Source organism: Mycobacterium sp. PSTR-4-N, assembly GCF_022348085.1.
GTDB lineage: Bacteria > Actinomycetota > Actinomycetes > Mycobacteriales > Mycobacteriaceae > Mycobacterium.
This window is the reverse complement of the sequence record NZ_JAKRFN010000003.1, coordinates 314,130-330,459: the sequence shown is the minus strand read 5'-3', so window position 1 is coordinate 330,459 and position 16,330 is coordinate 314,130. Positions and strand designations below refer to the sequence as shown.

Sequence of the window (16,330 nt, the reverse complement as noted above, 5' to 3'; positions counted from 1 at the left end):
CGCATGGCACGCAGTAGTTCACATCGTCGCGACAGCACCGTCGAATCGACCGCGGTGGAGGCACCCGACCTCGAGGCCAGCGGGGCCGACGCGCCGAAGCACGGTTTCTTCGTCCGCCTCTACACCGGTACCGGCGCCTTCGAGGTGATCGGACGCCGCAAGCTGTGGTACACGATCAGCGGGCTCATCGTCGCCCTCGCCGTCGCCGCGATCGTGTTGCGCGGCTTCACCTTCGGCATCGACTTCGAGGGCGGCACGAAGGTCTCGTTCCCGCGCGGTGACGGGCAGGCCACCACCTCCCAGGTCGAGACGGTGTTCAACAACACCATCGGCAAGCCGCCCGAATCCGTGGTCGTCGTCGGCAGCGGCGAGTCCGCGACCTTCCAGATCCGGTCGGAGACGCTGAGCAACGACGAGACCGAGAAGCTGCGCACCGCGCTGTTCGACCAGTTCCAGCCCAAGGGCGCCGACGGCCAGCCGAGCAAGCTGGTGATCAGCGACTCGGCCGTGTCGGAGACGTGGGGCGGTCAGATCACCCAGAAGGCCTTGATCGCGCTGGTGGTGTTCCTGGTGCTCGCCGCCATCTACATCACGGTGCGCTATGAGCGGTACATGGCGATCGCCGCGTTGCTGACGTTGGTGTTCGACCTCGTGGTCACAGCGGGGGTGTACGCACTCGTCGGTTTCGAAGTGACCCCGGCGACCGTGATCGGCTTGCTGACCATTCTCGGCTTCTCGCTCTACGACACGGTGATCGTGTTCGACAAGGTCGAGGAGAACACCGAGGGTTTCGAGCACACCACCCGCCGCACCTTCGCCGAACAGGCCAACCTCGCGGTCAACCAGACGTTCATGCGGTCGATCAACACCAGTCTCATCTCGGTGCTGCCGATCGTCGCGCTGATGGTGATCGCGGTGTGGCTGCTGGGCGTCGGCACCCTGATGGACCTGGCGCTCGTTCAGCTCGTCGGCGTGATCGTGGGTACGTACTCGTCGATCTTCTTCGCCACGCCGCTGCTGGTCAGCCTCCGTGAGCGCACCGACCTGGTGAGCAAGCACACCCGCCGTGTACTCAACCGTCGCAAGACCATCGCGGCCAAAGCGGGCGCCGGTGACGGTGCGACGTTCTCCGAGGACGCCGACGCACCTGCGCCCGAGCCCGCGACGGTCACCGCGCCGGCCGGGCCACCGCCGGACAAGCCGGCCCCGGGCGCCCGGCCGATCCGGCCGACCTCGAGCCGGACGGGCCGGCCGTCGGGTAAGCGAAGCACCGGAAAGCGATAGGAGCGGTAGGTCCGATGGCCCACCGCACCCGTGCGTGGCGTGTCAGTGTCACTTCGGCTGTCATCGCGGCGGTCCTCGCCGTGGTCGGCGTGTTCGGTCTGGCGTCGTGCTCGTCGGGCGCCGCCGACGCGATCGACTATGCGATCGACGGCACGCTGTCGACCTACAACACGAACACGGTCATCGGCGCCGCTTCGGGCGGCCCGCAAGCGTTCGCCCGTGTGCTGACCGGGTTCAATTACCACGGTCCGGAGGGGCAGATCGTCGGCGATCACGACTTCGGCACCATCGCGGTGGTGGGGCGCAGCCCCCTGGTGCTCGACTACGAGATCAAGCCCGAGGCCGTCTACTCCGACGGCAAACCGATCACGTGCGACGACATGGTGCTGGCGTGGGCGGCTCAGTCTGGCCGGTTCCCGACCTTCGACGCGGCGAGCCGGGCCGGATACACCGACATCGCGACGATCGACTGCACCCCGGGCCAGAAGAAGGCCCGCGTCAGCTTCGCCCAGGATCGGGCATTCACCGACTACGGGCAGCTGTTCGCGGCGACGTCGCTGATGCCCTCGCACGTCATCGCCGACGAGCTGGGGCTCGGCGACGGCGGGGTGACCAGGGCGCTGCAGGGCAGCGACGGTCCCGCGGTGGAGCGGATCGCACAGGTGTGGAACACCACCTGGAACCTGACCCCCGATCTCGATCTCGCCCATTTCCCGTCGTCGGGGCCCTACCGGATCGACGCCGTCACCGGTGACGGCGCAGTGGTGCTGGTGGCCAACGACAAGTGGTGGGGCACCAAGCCGGTCACCACCAAGATCACCGTGTGGCCGCGCCGGTCCGATCTGCAGGACCGGGTCAACGAAAGCGCCTACGACGTCGTCGACATCGCCGCCGGGTCGGCCGGCACCCTGAACCTGCCCGATGACTACACGCGGTCGGACTCGCCGTCGGCGGGCATCGAGCAGCTGATCTTCTCACCGCAGGGCCCACTGGCCGCCGTGCCCGCGCGTCGCGCGGTCGCCCTGTGCACGCCGCGCGACGTCATCGCCCGCAACGCGTCGGTGCCGCCGGCCAATTCGCGCCTAAACACCGCGGCCGAGGACGCCTACTCGGGCGCCGAGGCCACCCCGCAGGTCAACGACTTCGCGGTCGGCAATCCCGACGCGGCGCGCGCGTCGCTCGGCAACCAGCCACTGACGGTGCGCATCGGGTACCAGTCGCCGAACGCCCGGCTGGCCGCCGCGGTCGGCGCGATGGCCAAGGCGTGCGCACCCGCGGGCATCACGGTGCAGGATGCCGCGGGGGAGAACGTCGGCCCACAGTCGTTGCGGGACAACAGCATCGACGTGCTGCTCGCCAGCACCGGCGGGGCGACGGGCAGCGGATCGACGGGCTCGTCGGCGATGGACGCCTACACCCTGCACAGCGGCAACGGCAACAACCTGCCGCGGTACGCCAACGAGCGCATCGACGGCATCATCTCCACACTCGCGGTGACCGCGGACCCGAAGGAGACCGCCCGGTTGCTCGCCGAAGCCGGTCCGATCCTGTGGGGCGACATGCCCACCCTGCCGCTGTACCGTCAGCAGCGCACCCTGCTCGCGTCGACGAAGATGTACGCGGTGAGCGCCAATCCGACGCGCTGGGGCGCGGGATGGAACATGGACCGATGGAAGCTGAGTCAGTGAGCCAGACGCGTGAGGTGGGCCAGGTGATCGCCTCGCTGCTGCGGGAGGTGCCCGATTTCCCCGAACCGGGTGTGCTCTTCAAGGATCTGACCCCGGTCCTGGCCGACGCCGGCGGTCTCGCTGAAGTGAGTGCGGCGATGGCCGACATCGCCCGCGGGGCAGACCTCGTGGCCGGCGTGGACGCCCGGGGATTCCTGCTCGGCGGCGCCGTGGCGATCTCACTCGGCATCGGGGTGCTGGCGGTGCGCAAAGGCGGCAAGCTGCCGCCGCCGGTGATCAGCGAGACCTACACCCTCGAGTACGGCACCGCGACCCTGGAGGTGCCCGCCGACGGCGTCGACCTGGCCGGTCGCACGATCGTGGTGATCGACGACGTGCTGGCCACCGGGGGAACACTGGCGGCCACCCATCAGTTACTCACCGCAGCGGGGGCGACGGTGAGCGGCGCGATCGTGATGCTCGAACTGGCCGCACTGGGCGGGCGGTCCGCGCTGGAACCGTTGCCGGTCACGGCGTTGCACACCGTGTGACCGGATATCCTGCCAACAGCAGCCGTCAGCGGAGGTGAGCATGGCCAACGAGATCCAGGCAGATCCGCGCGCGAACCAGGCTGTGCAGGCCCCGCCGGTGCCGGCCGGGCCCGAGACGCAGCCGATGGAGCTGCCCCGGCCCGAAGCCGCCAAGGCGACCAGCGCGTCGCGGCGGGTGCGTGCCCGCCTCGCCCGCCGGATGACCTCCCAGCGCAGCACCGTGAACCCTGTGCTGGAACCACTGGTGGCGGTGCACCGGGAGATCTATCCCAAAGCCGATCTGACGCTCCTGCAGAAGGCCTATGAGGTCGCCGAGCAACGGCACGCCGACCAGCTGCGCAAGTCGGGCGATCCGTACATCACGCATCCGCTGGCAGTGGCCAACATCCTCGCCGAGCTCGGCATGGACACCACCACGCTGATCGCGGCGCTGCTGCACGACACCGTCGAGGACACCGGATACACGCTGGAGGCGCTCACCCAGGAGTTCGGCACAGAAGTCGGGCATCTGGTCGACGGTGTCACGAAGCTCGACAAGGTGGCGTTGGGCACCGCGGCCGAGGGCGAGACCATCCGCAAGATGATCATCGCGATGGCCCGCGATCCTCGCGTGCTGGTGATCAAGGTGGCCGACCGGCTGCACAACATGCGCACGATGCGCTTCCTGCCGCCGGAGAAGCAGGCCCGCAAGGCTCGCGAGACGCTGGAAGTCATTGCGCCGCTGGCGCATCGGCTCGGTATGGCGACGGTGAAGTGGGAGCTCGAGGACCTGTCCTTTGCGATCCTGCACCCCAAGAAGTACGAAGAGATCGTGCGGCTGGTCGCCGACCGTGCGCCGTCGCGCGACACCTATCTGGCCAAGGTGCGCGCCGAGATCACCGCCACGCTCAACGCGTCGAAGATCAACGCCGTCGTCGAGGGCCGGCCCAAGCACTACTGGTCGATCTACCAGAAGATGATCGTCAAGGGCCGTGACTTCGACGACATCCACGACCTGGTCGGGGTCCGGATTCTGTGCGACGAGGTGCGTGACTGTTACGCCGCGGTCGGTGTGGTGCACTCGCTGTGGCAGCCGATCGCCGGCCGGTTCAAGGACTACATCGCCCAGCCCCGCTTCGGGGTGTACCAGTCGCTGCACACCACGGTCGTCGGTCCGGAGGGCAAGCCGCTGGAGGTGCAGATCCGCACCACCGACATGCACAAGACCGCCGAGTACGGCATCGCCGCGCACTGGCGGTACAAAGAAGCCAAGGGGCGCAACGGAGTTCCGGCCAGCCACACGGCCACCGAGATCGACGACATGGCGTGGATGCGGCAGCTGCTCGACTGGCAGCGGGAAGCCGCCGACCCCGGTGAGTTCCTGGAGTCGCTGCGCTACGACCTAGCGGTGCAGGAGATCTTCGTGTTCACCCCCAAGGGCGACGTCATCACGCTGCCCACCGGGTCCACGCCGGTCGACTTCGCCTACGCGGTGCACACCGAGGTGGGGCACCGCTGCATCGGCGCCCGGGTCAACGGCCGGCTCGTCGCGCTGGAGCGCAAACTCGAGAACGGGGAAGTGGTCGAGGTCTTCACCTCCAAGGCCGCCAACGCCGGGCCGTCGCGGGACTGGCAGACGTTCGTCGTCTCACCGCGCGCCAAGGCCAAGATCCGGCAGTGGTTCGCCAAGGAGCGCCGCGAAGAGGCGCTCGAATCGGGCAAGGACGCGATCGCTCGCGAGGTGCGCCGCGGCGGACTTCCGTTGCAGCGCTTGATGAATGCCGAGACGATGGCGGCGCTGGCGCGCGAGCTGCGCTATCTCGACGTCTCGGCGCTCTACACCGCGGTCGGCGAGGGCCACGTGTCGGCCCGCCATGTGGTGCAACGGTTGGTCGCCCAGATAGGCGGCGACGACGAGGCGGCCGACGAGCTGGCCGAGCGCTCGACGCCGGCGACGATGCCGGTGCGGCAACGCACCAGCGACGACGTCGGTGTTTCGGTGCCGGGGGCACCGGGGGTGTTGTGCAAGCTGGCCAAGTGCTGCACGCCGGTGCCGGGCGACAACATCATGGGGTTCGTCACCCGCGGCGGTGGGGTCAGCGTGCACCGCACCGATTGCACGAACGCGGCGTCGCTGGAGAAGCAGTCCGAGCGGATCATCGACGTGCAATGGGCGCCGTCCCCGTCGTCGGTGTTCCTGGTGGCCATCCAGGTCGAGGCGCTCGATCGGCACCGCCTGCTCTCCGACGTCACGCGGGTGCTCGCCGACGAGAAGGTCAACATCCTGTCGGCGTCGGTGACGACATCCAACGACCGGGTGGCGATCAGCCGGTTCACCTTCGAGATGGGTGACCCGAAGCATCTCGGTCACGTGCTGAACGTGGTGCGCAACGTGGAGGGCGTCTACGACGTCTACCGCGTCACGTCCGCGGCCTGAGACTTCCCTCCGCGAAAAGACGCGAACTCGAGCGCGCCGTCGGCGTGTCGGCTCGAGTTCGCGTCTGCTCGCCGGAACTCAGTCCAGCTGCAGCTTCTTGATCGTGACGTCGAGCTTGGGTGCGCCGTCCTCGCCGCCGTCCTTGGTGCCGGCTGCGGCGATCTTGTCCAGCGTCGCCAGACCGGTCTGATCGATGGTGCCGAACACGGTGTAGTTCGGCGGCAGCGTCGAATCCTTGTAGACGAGGAAGAACTGGCTGCCGTTGGTGCCCGGACCGGCGTTGGCCATCGCGAGCGTGCCGCGCGGGTAGAGCACGGGCTGCTGCAGCTTCGGGTCGTCGGGCTGGTACTGGTCGGTCGGGTACTCGTTGGCGAACTGGTAGCCCGGCCCGCCGGTGCCCTGACCGGTCGGGTCGCCGCACTGCAGCACCGCCAGGCCCTCACCCGTGGTGAGCCGGTGGCAGGGAGTGTTGTCGAAGAAGCCCTTGTTGGCCAGGCTGGCGAAGCTGTTCACCGTGCACGGCGCCTTCGCGTTGTCGAGCTGCAGGCCGATGTTGCCCTGGTTGGTCTCCATGCTGGCGCTGACCTGGGCCGGGTCCGTCGGCACTTTGCCCGAGCGGGGCGCGTCGACGGGCTTGCTGGCGGGCTCGGGCGACTTGGGGTACTGGCAGTTGCTGCCCAGGCCCTCGGGGGCGACGAACGCCGGCAGCGCGCCGGGTTTGCCGGGCTCCGGGGCGTCCAGCGGCGACGCGGCCTCCGACGTCGACGCGGTGGACGGCGCCGCCGTGGGGGTGCTGCTGTCGCGGTTGGTCAGCACGATGGTCGCCACGATCGCGGCGATCACGACGACAGCCGCGGCGGCCGACCCGATGATCGTGTACAGGCGGCGCTTACGGTCCCTCTCGGCACGCCGTTCGAGTTGGCGCTCGAGCTTGCGCTTGGCGGTGGCTCGCCGTTGTTCGTTCGTCGGCACGGGCCAGGTCCTCCTCGGAGTCGATCAGGTCGGCACCGAGTGTGCCAGGACTCGCTGAGACGGCCGCTGTGACCCCTCGTGAACTGCGCGGCGAGTTCGGCATGGGAAGCTTTACGGCGTGTTGATCACCGGATTCCCCGCCGGGGTCCTGGCGTGCAACTGCTACGTGCTGGCACCCGGGCAGGGCGCCGATGCGATCGTCGTCGACCCCGGCCAGCGCGCCATGGGGCCGCTGCGGCGCATCCTCGACGAGAACCGCCTCACCCCGGCGGCGGTGTTGCTCACCCACGGGCACATCGACCACATGTGGTCGGCGCAGAAGGTCGCCGACACCTACGGCTGCCCCACCTACATCCACGCGGCCGACCGGCACATGCTCAACGACCCCATCAACGGGCTGGGGCCGCGACTGGCGCAGCTGGCGGTCGGGGCGCTGTTCCGTGAGCCGCGGCAGGTCATCGAACTCGACCGCGACGGCGACAAACTCGACCTCGGCGGCATCACGGTGACCGTCGACCACACGCCCGGCCACACGCAGGGCTCGGTGGTGTTCCGCGTGGACGAGGGACCCGACCAGCTCGCCTTCACCGGCGACACGCTGTTCAAGAATTCGGTGGGCCGCACCGATCTGCCCGGCGGTAGCGGGCGCGATCTGCTGACCTCGATCGTGACCAAACTGCTGGTGCTCGACGACGACACGCTGGTGCTTCCCGGGCACGGCGAGCGCAGCACCATCGGCGTCGAGCGCCGCTCCAACCCGTTCCTCGAAGGTTTGACGACGTGACCGACTTCAAGGCGCCCAAGGGCGTCCCGGATTACCTGCCGCCCGACTCCGCCGAGTTCGTCGCGGTGCGTGCTGCGCTGCTCGGCGCCGCCCGCCGCGCCGGCTACGGCGACATCGAGCTACCGATCTTCGAGGACACCGCGTTGTTCGCCCGCGGCGTGGGGGAGTCCACCGACGTGGTGTCCAAGGAGATGTACACCTTCGCCGATCGCGGGGAGCGGTCGGTGACGCTGCGCCCCGAGGGCACGGCGGGCGTCATGCGCGCGGTGATCGAGCACGGCCTCGACCGGGGTCAGCTGCCGGTCAAGCTGTGCTACTCGGGCCCGTTCTTCCGCTACGAGCGGCCGCAGGCGGGCCGTTACCGGCAGCTGCAGCAGGTCGGGGTGGAGGCGATCGGCGTCGACGATCCCGCGCTCGACGCCGAGGTGATCGCGGTGGCCGACGCCGGGTTCCGCTCACTGGGACTCGACGGGTTCCGGTTGGAGATCACCTCACTCGGCGACGACACCTGCCGGCCCCAGTATCGGGAGCTGTTGCAGCAGTTCCTGTTCGGCCTCGATCTCGACGACGAGACCCGGCGCCGGGCCGAGATCAACCCGCTGCGCGTCCTCGACGACAAGCGCCCGCACGTCAGGGAGATGACCGCCGACGCGCCGTTGATGCTCGATCACCTCTCCGAGGGAGCCAAGGCGCACTTCGACACGGTGCTGGCGCATCTGGATGCGTTGGGCGTGCCGTATGTGATCAATCCGCGCATGGTGCGCGGGCTGGACTACTACACGAAGACGACCTTCGAGTTCGTCCACGACGGCCTGGGCGCCCAGTCCGGGATCGGGGGCGGTGGCCGCTACGACGGGTTGATGAGCCAGCTGGGCGGCCGTGACCTGTCGGGCATCGGCTTCGGGTTGGGGGTGGACCGCACGCTGCTGGCGCTGCGCGCCGAGGGCAAGACCGCCGGCGAGGACTCCCGCGTCGACGTCTATGCGGTGCCGATGGGCGCCGAGGCCAAGGTGCGTCTGGCGGTGCTGGCGGCACAGTTGCGCGCGGCGGGCGTGCGGGTCGACATGGCCTACGGGGACCGCAGTCTCAAGGGGGCGATGAAGGGCGCTGATCGCTCGGGCGCCTCGATCGCGCTGGTCGCCGGAGACCGTGACCTCGAGACGGGCACGGTCGGGGTGAAGACGTTGGCGACGGGCGAGCAGGTCGACATTCCCATCGATCAAGTGGTCGCCCACGTGCTCGCCACGCTGAACTGATCGGACAAGGGCGCACAGGGCCGCGTCAGGGGCGCGTCAGGGATCGTCCGCCCCCGGTCCGGGTACTCGGTGACATGAGACACAGTCATGTCAGGTTCCCCACCGCGGTGGGCGCCACGATCAGCGTGCTCGCGGCGTTGGCCGCGACGGGATGTTCCGACAGCTTTCATGCACTGGGCACCCACACCGCGACCGTGTCGATCAACGGCGCGGCCGTCGAGGCGACGCCCAAGATCCGATGTCACCAGGCACAGTGGACGTGGTTCATCGAGACCCTGGACAAGTCCCCGGGGTTCCAGGCGCAGGTGCAGACCGGCAACACCGTGAAAGCGAAGTTGATCCGCATCGACGACCTGGGTGGGTTCACCGGTAGTGCGTGGCAGGACGAGGGCACCCCGGTCGGCGCCCAGGCGACCCTCGTCGACGGCACGATGACGATCTCCGGCGTGGCGACGGGGTACTTCCGGGACGCGCCGGCGGACACGACGACCACACCTTTCGAGATCCGCACCGATTGTTGACCGGATGACGAGCGTGCCGGGGTGTCGGGGTCTCCCGGCTGGGTAGGCGGTGTCCATGTGGTTCGACAACTGGTCAGACATCATCCGTGTTCTCGCGGTCGGCGCGGCCGCCTACGTGACACTCGTTGCGGTGCTTCGTGTTTCGGGTAAGCGCACGCTGGCGAAGCTGAATGCTTTCGATCTCGTCGTGACGGTGGCAGTGGGGTCGACCCTGGCGACCATCCTGCTCAACGCCGATGTGTCCTACGTGGAAGGCGCATCGGCCTTCGCCCTTCTGGCCGGGTTGCAGTATGTGGCCGCCCTGATCTCGTCGCGATCGCAGCGTGGTCGGGCGTTCCTGACATCGCGGCCGACGCTGCTGCTCTCGCGAGGCCGGTTCGACGACGCGGCGATGCGTCGTTCGCGCGTCGGCGAGGCCGAGGTGAGGCAGGCTGTTCGAGCCTCCGGCCGCGGAGACGTGAGCACTGTCGCCGCGGTGGTGCTGGAAACCGACGGATCTCTCAGCGTGATCGGAGGAGATCAACTCGGCGACGGATCGGCCATGCGCGATGTGCGCGAGGGCAGCCCGCTGGTCAACCCGTAGGCCACCGGTGGTCGAGGGCCGCGCGGACATCACTGCCGAGGCGTGCGAGTCGGGCTCGGTCGATCGGATCGAACGCCCGCGCGCCGATATCGCGCTCCACGCGCGCCAACTGCTCGCCGACCGCGCCGCGATCGTCCGGTGAGCGCGCCATCCACCCGACCTGGCGCAGCAACACCAGGATCTCGCCGGTCACTGCGGAATCCTCGCCGCCGTAGAGCACGGTCTGGTTGCAGACGGTGTCGAGCAGGTCGGCCAGCGACGGGCGCGCGATGACGACGCGCGCGACGTCGTCATCGTCGTACATCACGTGCGGGCCGAGCCGGTAGGCGATGAATTCACAGAGCATCGCGCTGCAGGCGTGCAGTCCGTGGATGGCGGTGGTGGGGTCGTTGATTCCCGGGCTGAGCGCCCGCAACACGACGTCGACGACCTGACGGAGCCCGTAGGCGATGTCTTGGGCACCCGTGCGCTCGATGTCGGTGTGCAATGCCGCCGCGACTGCGTCGCACAGGGATTCCGCGGCCGCGGCGTCGTCCCCGTCGGTCATCCGGAAGAACGCCACCGGAACGCCGCGCACCACGGCCGCCCCCAGCGGTTGATCGACCCAGATCAGCGCGTCTGCAGAGCACGCCGCGCTGCACAGCGCGTCCTCGTCGATGCCGACGAGGAAGCCGGACGTGCGTGCCGGCACCGCAGTGGCCGACGGGTGCACCGCGGGCGGGGGCCCGGGACTGCCGGCGTCGTCACGCGACTCGAGCAGTCTGCCTGCGCTGCCCACCGCATCGGTGCGGATGTGATCGAGCATCGTTTCGATGCGGATCTGGCGGACCAGGTGCCCGAGGAAGAGCACCAGCATCATGACGCTCGCGACGGCCAGCAGGAAAGCCCCGGTGACGGCGATCTTGGGCACGAACCGTGTGATGGTGTCGCTGTCGTTGCGCACCGTGCGCAGCACGGTCACCGCATAGGCGAAGGTGGCCAGGAACAGGGCGAGCGTGCGTTGGACGAAGTGATCCGAGGCGAAGGTCCGGAGGAGTCGGGGGGTGTACTGGCTGCTCGCCAGCTGCAGGGTGACCAGGGTGAGTGAGAACGTCAACGACGTGACGGTCATCAGCGCGCTCGCGATGGTGCCGAGGATTTCGCGTGCCGCGTCGGCGCCCCCACCGAACAGATAGGCCTCGACCGTGGCGGGCAGGCGCCCGTCGACCAGCCGATCCAGCTCGGGAACGGCGACACCGGCGGCGAGCGCGGTGACGACCGCGAGCGCCGGTACCGGCCACAATCTGCTCCGCAGAGCATCGCGAACCACCGTTCGGCGCTGCTGCAACCTCGTCCACATGGGAGGGTGGTACCCGGACCGGGCATCCGTGCAACCGAGCGTGCGCGTCGTCGCTCGCATTGCCGGCGTGTTGGCTGCAGACACGCCCGCTCGCGGGGAGGTACGTCAGATGGCCATCGCGGCGCGCACATCGGCCTCCGACGCCGAGCCGCCCGTGCCGCTCGAGGTGATCCGGCCGGCCTCGAGGATGTAGTACCGCTGCGCGGACTCCAGCGCGAACCCGATGTGCTGTTCCACCAGCAGCACGCCCAGATCGCCGCGCGCGGTCAGCGCGGTGATGGCCGCCTCGATCTCGGCGACCACCGACGGCTGGATGCCCTCGGTGGGCTCGTCGAGGATCAAGCACGTGGGCGAGGTGATCAGCGCGCGGGCGATCGCGAGTTGCTGACGCTGGCCGCCGGAGAGCAGGCCTGCGCGCCGGGTCAGCAGCTCCTTGAGTGCCGGGAACAGATCGAGCTGTTCGTCGATCAGCGCCTTGCCGTTCTTCCGCCCGTCGGCCACGACCTGGAGATTCTCCGCGGTGGTCAACTGTCCGAACGACTGCTGGCCCTGCGGCACGTAGGCCAGTCCACGTGCCACCCGGGCGCTGGGCCGCAGCTTGGTGATGTCCTCGCCGTCGAAAAGGACTCTGCCGCCGGCACATTTGAGCAGGCCGACGGCGGCGCGTAGCAGTGTGGTCTTCCCGGCCCCGTTGTGACCCATCACGGCGGCGACGCCGTCGGAGGGCACCTCGAGGCTGGCCCCGTGGATCACGGTGCTACGGCCGTAGCCGGTGCGGACGTCGACGAGTTCGAGTGTCACGAGATTCCTTCCGCGCCTGCGGCAGCGGTGCCGAGGTAGACCTCCTGCACCTTGGGGTCGGCCTGCACCTGCGCCACGGAGCCCTCGGCGATGACCTGGCCGCGCGCCAGCACTGTCACCGATGTGGCGAATGCTCGCATGAAGTCCATGTCGTGTTCGACCACGACGACGGTGCGTTCGGCACCGATGCGCCGCAACAGGTTCCCGGTCTCCTCGCGTTCCTCGGCGCTCATCCCGGCCACCGGCTCGTCGAGCAGCAGCACATCGGCGTTCTGCACCAGCAGCATGCCGATCTCCAGCCACTGCTTCTGCCCGTGCGCCAGCACACCCGCCGGCTGGTCCGCGAGGTGGGTCAGGCCGATGGTGTGCAGGGTCTGTTCGATGATCGGTAGCACGCCGGTGCGCCGCCGCAGCAGTGTCCACACCGAACGTCCGGCGCCGGCGGCGATGTCGAGGTTCTGCAGGACGGTCAGCTGCTCGAAGACGCTCGCGGTCTGGAACGTGCGTCCCACTCCGCGGCGCGCGATCTGGTGCACCTTCTTGCCGAGCAGCTCCACGCCCGATTTGTTCACCGACCCGGTCGCCGGCACCAGTCCGGTGATCGCATCGATGACGGTGGTCTTGCCCGCGCCGTTGGGTCCGATCAGAAACCGCAGATCGCCCTGGAACAGCGTGAGGTCCACGTTGCTGACGGCTTTGAAGCCGTCGAAATCGACTGTCAGACCGCGCACTTCGAGGTACTGCGTGCCCATCCCGGCATTACCGCCTTCGACGGGCTCCTTTCCCGCTGTCGCGGCGTCGACCTCGGTCATGAACCCACCCCCACCTTCTCCGCGTCGGGAGTGTTGTCCTGCGCAGGCGAAGCGGGCTTCTTCCGCCGCCGGCGCAGCACGACGCCGAGGCCCGCGAGCCCGGCGGGGAAGAAGCCGACGACGACGATGAACAGCAGACCCTGGGCGTATGTCCACTCCGACGGGAACCGTTCGGAGAACAGCGTTTGCGCCCACGCCACGCCGATCGCGCCGAGCACCGGGCCGAGCAGGGTGGTGCGTCCGCCGATCGCGACACCGATCAAGAACGCGATCGACGGCAGGATGCCGACCTGCGAGGGCGCGATGAAGCCCACGATGGGGGCGAACAAGGCGCCGGCGATGCTCGCGAACAGCGCGGCGACGGTGTAGGCGACGACCTTGATGTTGGCCGGGTCGTAACCCAGGAAGCGCACCCGCTCCTCACCGTCGCGCACCGCCACCAGCAGTTCGCCATAGCGGCTCTGCATGAGCTGGCGCACCACCGCAATCACGAGCAGCAGCACCGCGGCGGCGATGAAGTACAGCATCCGGCGGTTCACCGGATCGTTGAGCGTGAAACCGAAGAACGTGCGAAACCTGTTGAGTCCGTTGGACCCGCCGAGACCCGTCTGACCGACCAGCAGGATCGCCAGCGCCGCCGCCAGCGCCTGGGACAGGATCGCGAAGTACGCGCCTTTGACCTTGCGTTTGAACACGCCGAACCCCAGCGCCGCGGCAATCGCCGTGGGTAGGGCCACGATCGCGACGAGTGTCACCGCGGGGGAGGCGAACGGCTCCCAGTACGAGGGCAATTCGCGCACGCCCTGGATCTGCATGAAATCGGGCACGTCGTCGCCGCGCAGCTGCGCATCGGCGATCTTGAGGTGCATCGCCATCAGGTAGCCGCCCAGGCCGAAGAACACGCCCTGGCCCAAGACCAGCATGCCGCCGCGGCCCCACGCCAGACCGATGCCGGCGGCGACGATCGCGAAGCACAGGAACTTGCCGAGCAGGCTGAGCCGGAAGTCCGACAGCACCGCGGGGGCGATGACGAACAGGACCAGTGCGGCGACCCCGAAGCCGGCCCACGTCTGCCAGCGGCCGATGAGGGTTCTCACACCAAACTCCTTGTCCGCACGGTGAACAAGCCCTGCGGACGCACCTGCAGGAAGATCACGATGATCACGAACACGACGACCTTGGCCAGCGACGCGGTGGTGTTGTACTCGATGAACGAGTTGAGGAAGCCCAGCGCCAGGGCCGCGATCACGGTGCCCTTGATCTGTCCGAGTCCGCCGACCACCACGACGAGGAACGCGTCAATCAGGTAGCTCTGTCCGATCGTGGGGCTCGTGGAGCCGATCAACGTCAGCGCCACACCGGCGACGGAGGCCAGACCCGAGCCGATGAAGAACGTGGTGATGTCGGTGCGCCGTGAGGAGATGCCGCTGGTCTCGGCGAGGTCGCGGTTCTGTACGACGGCGCGGATGCGCCGGCCCATCGGGCTGACCTTGAGCACCGTGGCCAGTGCCGCGACGCACACGACGGCCAGCACCAGGATGAAGATGCGCGTCTTCGGCACGACGGCACCCAGGATCTCCACCCCGCCCGAGAGCCACGCCGGGGCCACCACGTTGACCGCGGGGGCGCCGAAGACATCGCGCGCCACCTGCTGCAGGATCAGACCGACGCCGAACGTCACCAGCAGGGTGTCCAGCGGCCGGTCGTACATCCGCTGGATGAGTCCCACCTCGAGTGCCACGCCCATCGCGCCGCCGATCAGGAAGCCGATGAGCAGCGAGATGACCAGCGACGCACCGGCACTGGAGATCACCTGCTGCACGACGTAGGCGGTGTAGCAGCCGGCCATGATGAATTCACCGTGCGCCATGTTGATGACGCCCATCTGGCCGAACGTCAGCGACAGGCCCAGTGCGGCCAGCAACAGGATCGAGCCGAGGCTCAATCCTGTCGCCAGCTGCCCGATCAGGACATCCATGGGGTCAGCCGGACAGGCCGGCGGCCCACGGGTAGGACTTCAGGAACGGGTCGGGCTGGATCGGCCCGGGGGACTGCCACACGGTGTAGATCAGCCCGTCGGGCCGGATCTCACCGATCCGTGCGGTCTTCGTGATGTGGTGGTTCTCGCCGTCGATCGTCACCAGGCCTTCGGGAGCGTCGAACGTGACGCCGCCGGCGTTGTCCTGAATCGCTTTGGTGTCGAACGACTTCGCCTTCTCGACGGTGTTCTTCCACAGATACACCGAGGTGTAGGCGGCTTCCATCGGATCCGAGGTCGGCTTGTTCGCGCCGTAGGCCTTCTTGTACGCCTCGACGAACTTCTGGTTCACCGGGGTGTCGAGGGTCTGGTAGTAGTCCCAGGCCGTGAGCTGCCCGGTGATGTTCTGCACGCCGATACCGCCGACCTCTTCCTCGGCGATCGACACCGATACGACCGGCATCTGCTGCGGGGTCAGGCCCACGTTCTTGTACTCGCGGAAGAACGCGACGTTCGAATCGCCGTTGAGCGTGTTGAACACGGCGTCGGCATCTGCGGTGCGGACCTTGTTGACGATGGTGGAGAAATCGGTGGACCCCAGCGGCGTGTAGTCCTCGCCCTTGATCTCCATACCGTTGGCGCCCGCATAGGCCTTGATGATGCGGTTGGCGGTCTGTGGGAACACGTAGTCGCTGCCCACCAGGTAGAGCGACTTGACGCCCTTCTCCTTGAGGTAGTCCAGCGCCGGCACGATCTGCTGGTTGGTGGTCGCTCCGGTGTAGAAGATGTTCGGCGACGCCTCCAGGCCTTCGTACTGCACCGGGTAGTAGAGCAGCGAGTTGTTCGACTCGAACACGGGCAGCATTGCCTTGCGGCTCGACGAGGTCCACCCGCCGAACACCGCGGCCACGCAATCGCTGCTGATCAGCTTCTCGGCCTTCTCGGCGAACACCGTGGGCTCGGACGCGCCGTCCTCACCGACGAGCTGGATCTGCTTGCCCATCACTCCACCGGCGGCGTTGATCTCGTCGACGGCCAGTTTGATGGAGTCGCGGACGGTGACCTCGGAGATCGCCATGGTGCCCGACAGGGAGTTCAGCGACCCGACCTTGATGGTCGGCCCGGAGGTGTCCACGCAGGACTCCGCATTTGCTGAATCGGTCTCACTGGCCTTGCTTCCACAGCCTGCAAGCAGCAGGGCGGCCGCCGCGACGATACTTCCCGCGGCAAGCGCGGTGCGCCGGGACGGGTGGCGCCGAGGATGCTCCATAGAGGGCCTTTCTGAGGGTCGACTGCGTTCACCTGGGCACGAAGTGCTGTGTCGCCACGAGTGACGACCGGTGAGCGCGAATTTGTCGACACGGGT

General features: G+C 68.2%; 15 protein-coding genes. 8 read left to right on the top strand and 7 right to left on the bottom strand.

What is annotated here, in order from left to right; all coding sequences use genetic code 11:
* Positions 1 to 3: 3 nt before the first annotated feature.
* Genes secF through MHN84_RS06665 form a run of 4 tightly spaced genes read left to right on the top strand, consistent with a single transcriptional unit; the run spans position 4 to position 5,918 of the window.
* Positions 4 to 1,284: a protein translocase subunit SecF gene (gene secF / locus MHN84_RS06680; protein ID WP_241203823.1), complete on the top strand. Its 1,281-nt coding sequence runs from the start codon at positions 4 to 6 to the stop codon at positions 1,282 to 1,284.
* A gap of 14 nt (positions 1,285 to 1,298) precedes the next feature.
* Positions 1,299 to 2,972, top strand: a complete 1,674-nt coding sequence (locus MHN84_RS06675) for an ABC transporter substrate-binding protein (protein ID WP_241203822.1) — start codon at positions 1,299 to 1,301, stop codon at positions 2,970 to 2,972.
* Positions 2,954 to 3,502 carry an adenine phosphoribosyltransferase gene (locus MHN84_RS06670; protein WP_241203821.1) on the top strand — a complete coding sequence of 183 codons (549 nt, stop codon included), beginning with the start codon at positions 2,954 to 2,956 and terminating at the stop codon, positions 3,500 to 3,502. Before MHN84_RS06675 ends, MHN84_RS06670 begins: the two co-directional genes overlap by 19 nt.
* A 40-nt stretch (positions 3,503 to 3,542) precedes the next feature.
* Positions 3,543 to 5,918 (top strand): bifunctional (p)ppGpp synthetase/guanosine-3',5'-bis(diphosphate) 3'-pyrophosphohydrolase, encoded by a 2,376-nt coding sequence (locus MHN84_RS06665; RefSeq protein WP_374238324.1) that lies wholly within the window; start codon positions 3,543 to 3,545, stop codon positions 5,916 to 5,918.
* Positions 5,919 to 5,996: 78 nt separating this feature from the next.
* Here MHN84_RS06665 and MHN84_RS06660 read toward each other — a convergent pair whose 3' ends face one another.
* Positions 5,997 to 6,890, bottom strand: a complete 894-nt coding sequence (locus MHN84_RS06660; protein WP_241203820.1) for a peptidylprolyl isomerase — start codon at positions 6,888 to 6,890, stop codon at positions 5,997 to 5,999.
* Between the two features lie 118 nt (positions 6,891 to 7,008).
* On the opposite strand from MHN84_RS06660, the gene MHN84_RS06655 reads away from it, so the two are divergent.
* The 4 genes from MHN84_RS06655 (at position 7,009) to MHN84_RS06640 (ending at position 10,034) form a co-directional block, all read left to right on the top strand.
* On the top strand, positions 7,009 to 7,674 hold the full coding sequence (locus MHN84_RS06655) for an MBL fold metallo-hydrolase (protein ID WP_241203819.1): 666 nt from the start codon (positions 7,009 to 7,011) through the stop codon (positions 7,672 to 7,674).
* Positions 7,671 to 8,930, top strand: coding sequence for a histidine--tRNA ligase (gene hisS, locus MHN84_RS06650; RefSeq protein WP_241203818.1), 1,260 nt, complete (start codon positions 7,671 to 7,673; stop codon positions 8,928 to 8,930). The genes MHN84_RS06655 and hisS overlap by 4 nt, the downstream gene beginning before the upstream one ends.
* A gap of 74 nt (positions 8,931 to 9,004) precedes the next feature.
* Positions 9,005 to 9,451: a lipoprotein LpqH gene (locus MHN84_RS06645; RefSeq protein WP_241203817.1), complete on the top strand. Its 447-nt coding sequence runs from the start codon at positions 9,005 to 9,007 to the stop codon at positions 9,449 to 9,451.
* 55 nt (positions 9,452 to 9,506) lie between these two features.
* On the top strand, positions 9,507 to 10,034 hold the full coding sequence (locus tag MHN84_RS06640) for a DUF421 domain-containing protein (RefSeq protein WP_241203816.1): 528 nt from the start codon (positions 9,507 to 9,509) through the stop codon (positions 10,032 to 10,034).
* On the opposite strand, the gene MHN84_RS06635 is transcribed toward MHN84_RS06640, so the two are convergent.
* The 6 genes from MHN84_RS06635 to urtA form a co-directional block, all read right to left on the bottom strand.
* Complete coding sequence (locus MHN84_RS06635) at positions 10,024 to 11,373, bottom strand: DUF2254 domain-containing protein (protein ID WP_241203815.1); 1,350 nt, start codon at positions 11,371 to 11,373, stop codon at positions 10,024 to 10,026. The two genes, MHN84_RS06640 and MHN84_RS06635, sit on opposite strands and share 11 nt — an antisense overlap.
* A gap of 105 nt (positions 11,374 to 11,478) precedes the next feature.
* Positions 11,479 to 12,174 (bottom strand): urea ABC transporter ATP-binding subunit UrtE, encoded by a 696-nt coding sequence (urtE, locus tag MHN84_RS06630; RefSeq protein WP_241203814.1) that lies wholly within the window; start codon positions 12,172 to 12,174, stop codon positions 11,479 to 11,481.
* Positions 12,171 to 12,986 carry an urea ABC transporter ATP-binding protein UrtD gene (urtD, locus tag MHN84_RS06625; protein ID WP_241203813.1) on the bottom strand — a complete coding sequence of 272 codons (816 nt, stop codon included), beginning with the start codon at positions 12,984 to 12,986 and terminating at the stop codon, positions 12,171 to 12,173. Before urtD ends, urtE begins: the two co-directional genes overlap by 4 nt.
* Complete coding sequence (gene urtC / locus MHN84_RS06620; protein ID WP_241203812.1) at positions 12,983 to 14,083, bottom strand: urea ABC transporter permease subunit UrtC; 1,101 nt, start codon at positions 14,081 to 14,083, stop codon at positions 12,983 to 12,985. Before urtC ends, urtD begins: the two co-directional genes overlap by 4 nt.
* On the bottom strand, positions 14,080 to 14,964 hold the full coding sequence (urtB, locus tag MHN84_RS06615; protein WP_241203811.1) for an urea ABC transporter permease subunit UrtB: 885 nt from the start codon (positions 14,962 to 14,964) through the stop codon (positions 14,080 to 14,082). The genes urtC and urtB overlap by 4 nt, the downstream gene beginning before the upstream one ends.
* 4 nt (positions 14,965 to 14,968) lie before the next feature.
* Positions 14,969 to 16,234 (bottom strand): urea ABC transporter substrate-binding protein, encoded by a 1,266-nt coding sequence (urtA, locus tag MHN84_RS06610; protein WP_241203810.1) that lies wholly within the window; start codon positions 16,232 to 16,234, stop codon positions 14,969 to 14,971.
* Positions 16,235 to 16,330 lie beyond the last annotated feature (96 nt).

Bases quoted from the DNA above. Each gene is read 5' to 3' on its own strand.
- secF (WP_241203823.1), top strand. From the start codon at position 4: ATGGCACGCAGTAGTTCACATCGTCGCGACAGCACCGTCGAATCGACC.
- MHN84_RS06675 (WP_241203822.1), top strand. From the start codon at position 1,299: ATGGCCCACCGCACCCGTGCGTGGCGTGTCAGTGTCACTTCGGCTGTC.
- MHN84_RS06670 (WP_241203821.1), top strand. From the start codon at position 2,954: ATGGAAGCTGAGTCAGTGAGCCAGACGCGTGAGGTGGGCCAGGTGATC.
- MHN84_RS06665 (WP_374238324.1), top strand. From the start codon at position 3,543: ATGGCCAACGAGATCCAGGCAGATCCGCGCGCGAACCAGGCTGTGCAG.
- MHN84_RS06645 (WP_241203817.1), top strand. From the start codon at position 9,005: ATGAGACACAGTCATGTCAGGTTCCCCACCGCGGTGGGCGCCACGATC.
- MHN84_RS06640 (WP_241203816.1), top strand. From the start codon at position 9,507: ATGTGGTTCGACAACTGGTCAGACATCATCCGTGTTCTCGCGGTCGGC.
- MHN84_RS06635 (WP_241203815.1), bottom strand. From the start codon at position 11,373: ATGTGGACGAGGTTGCAGCAGCGCCGAACGGTGGTTCGCGATGCTCTG.
- urtD (WP_241203813.1), bottom strand. From the start codon at position 12,986: ATGACCGAGGTCGACGCCGCGACAGCGGGAAAGGAGCCCGTCGAAGGC.
- urtB (WP_241203811.1), bottom strand. From the start codon at position 14,964: ATGGATGTCCTGATCGGGCAGCTGGCGACAGGATTGAGCCTCGGCTCG.
- urtA (WP_241203810.1), bottom strand. From the start codon at position 16,234: ATGGAGCATCCTCGGCGCCACCCGTCCCGGCGCACCGCGCTTGCCGCG.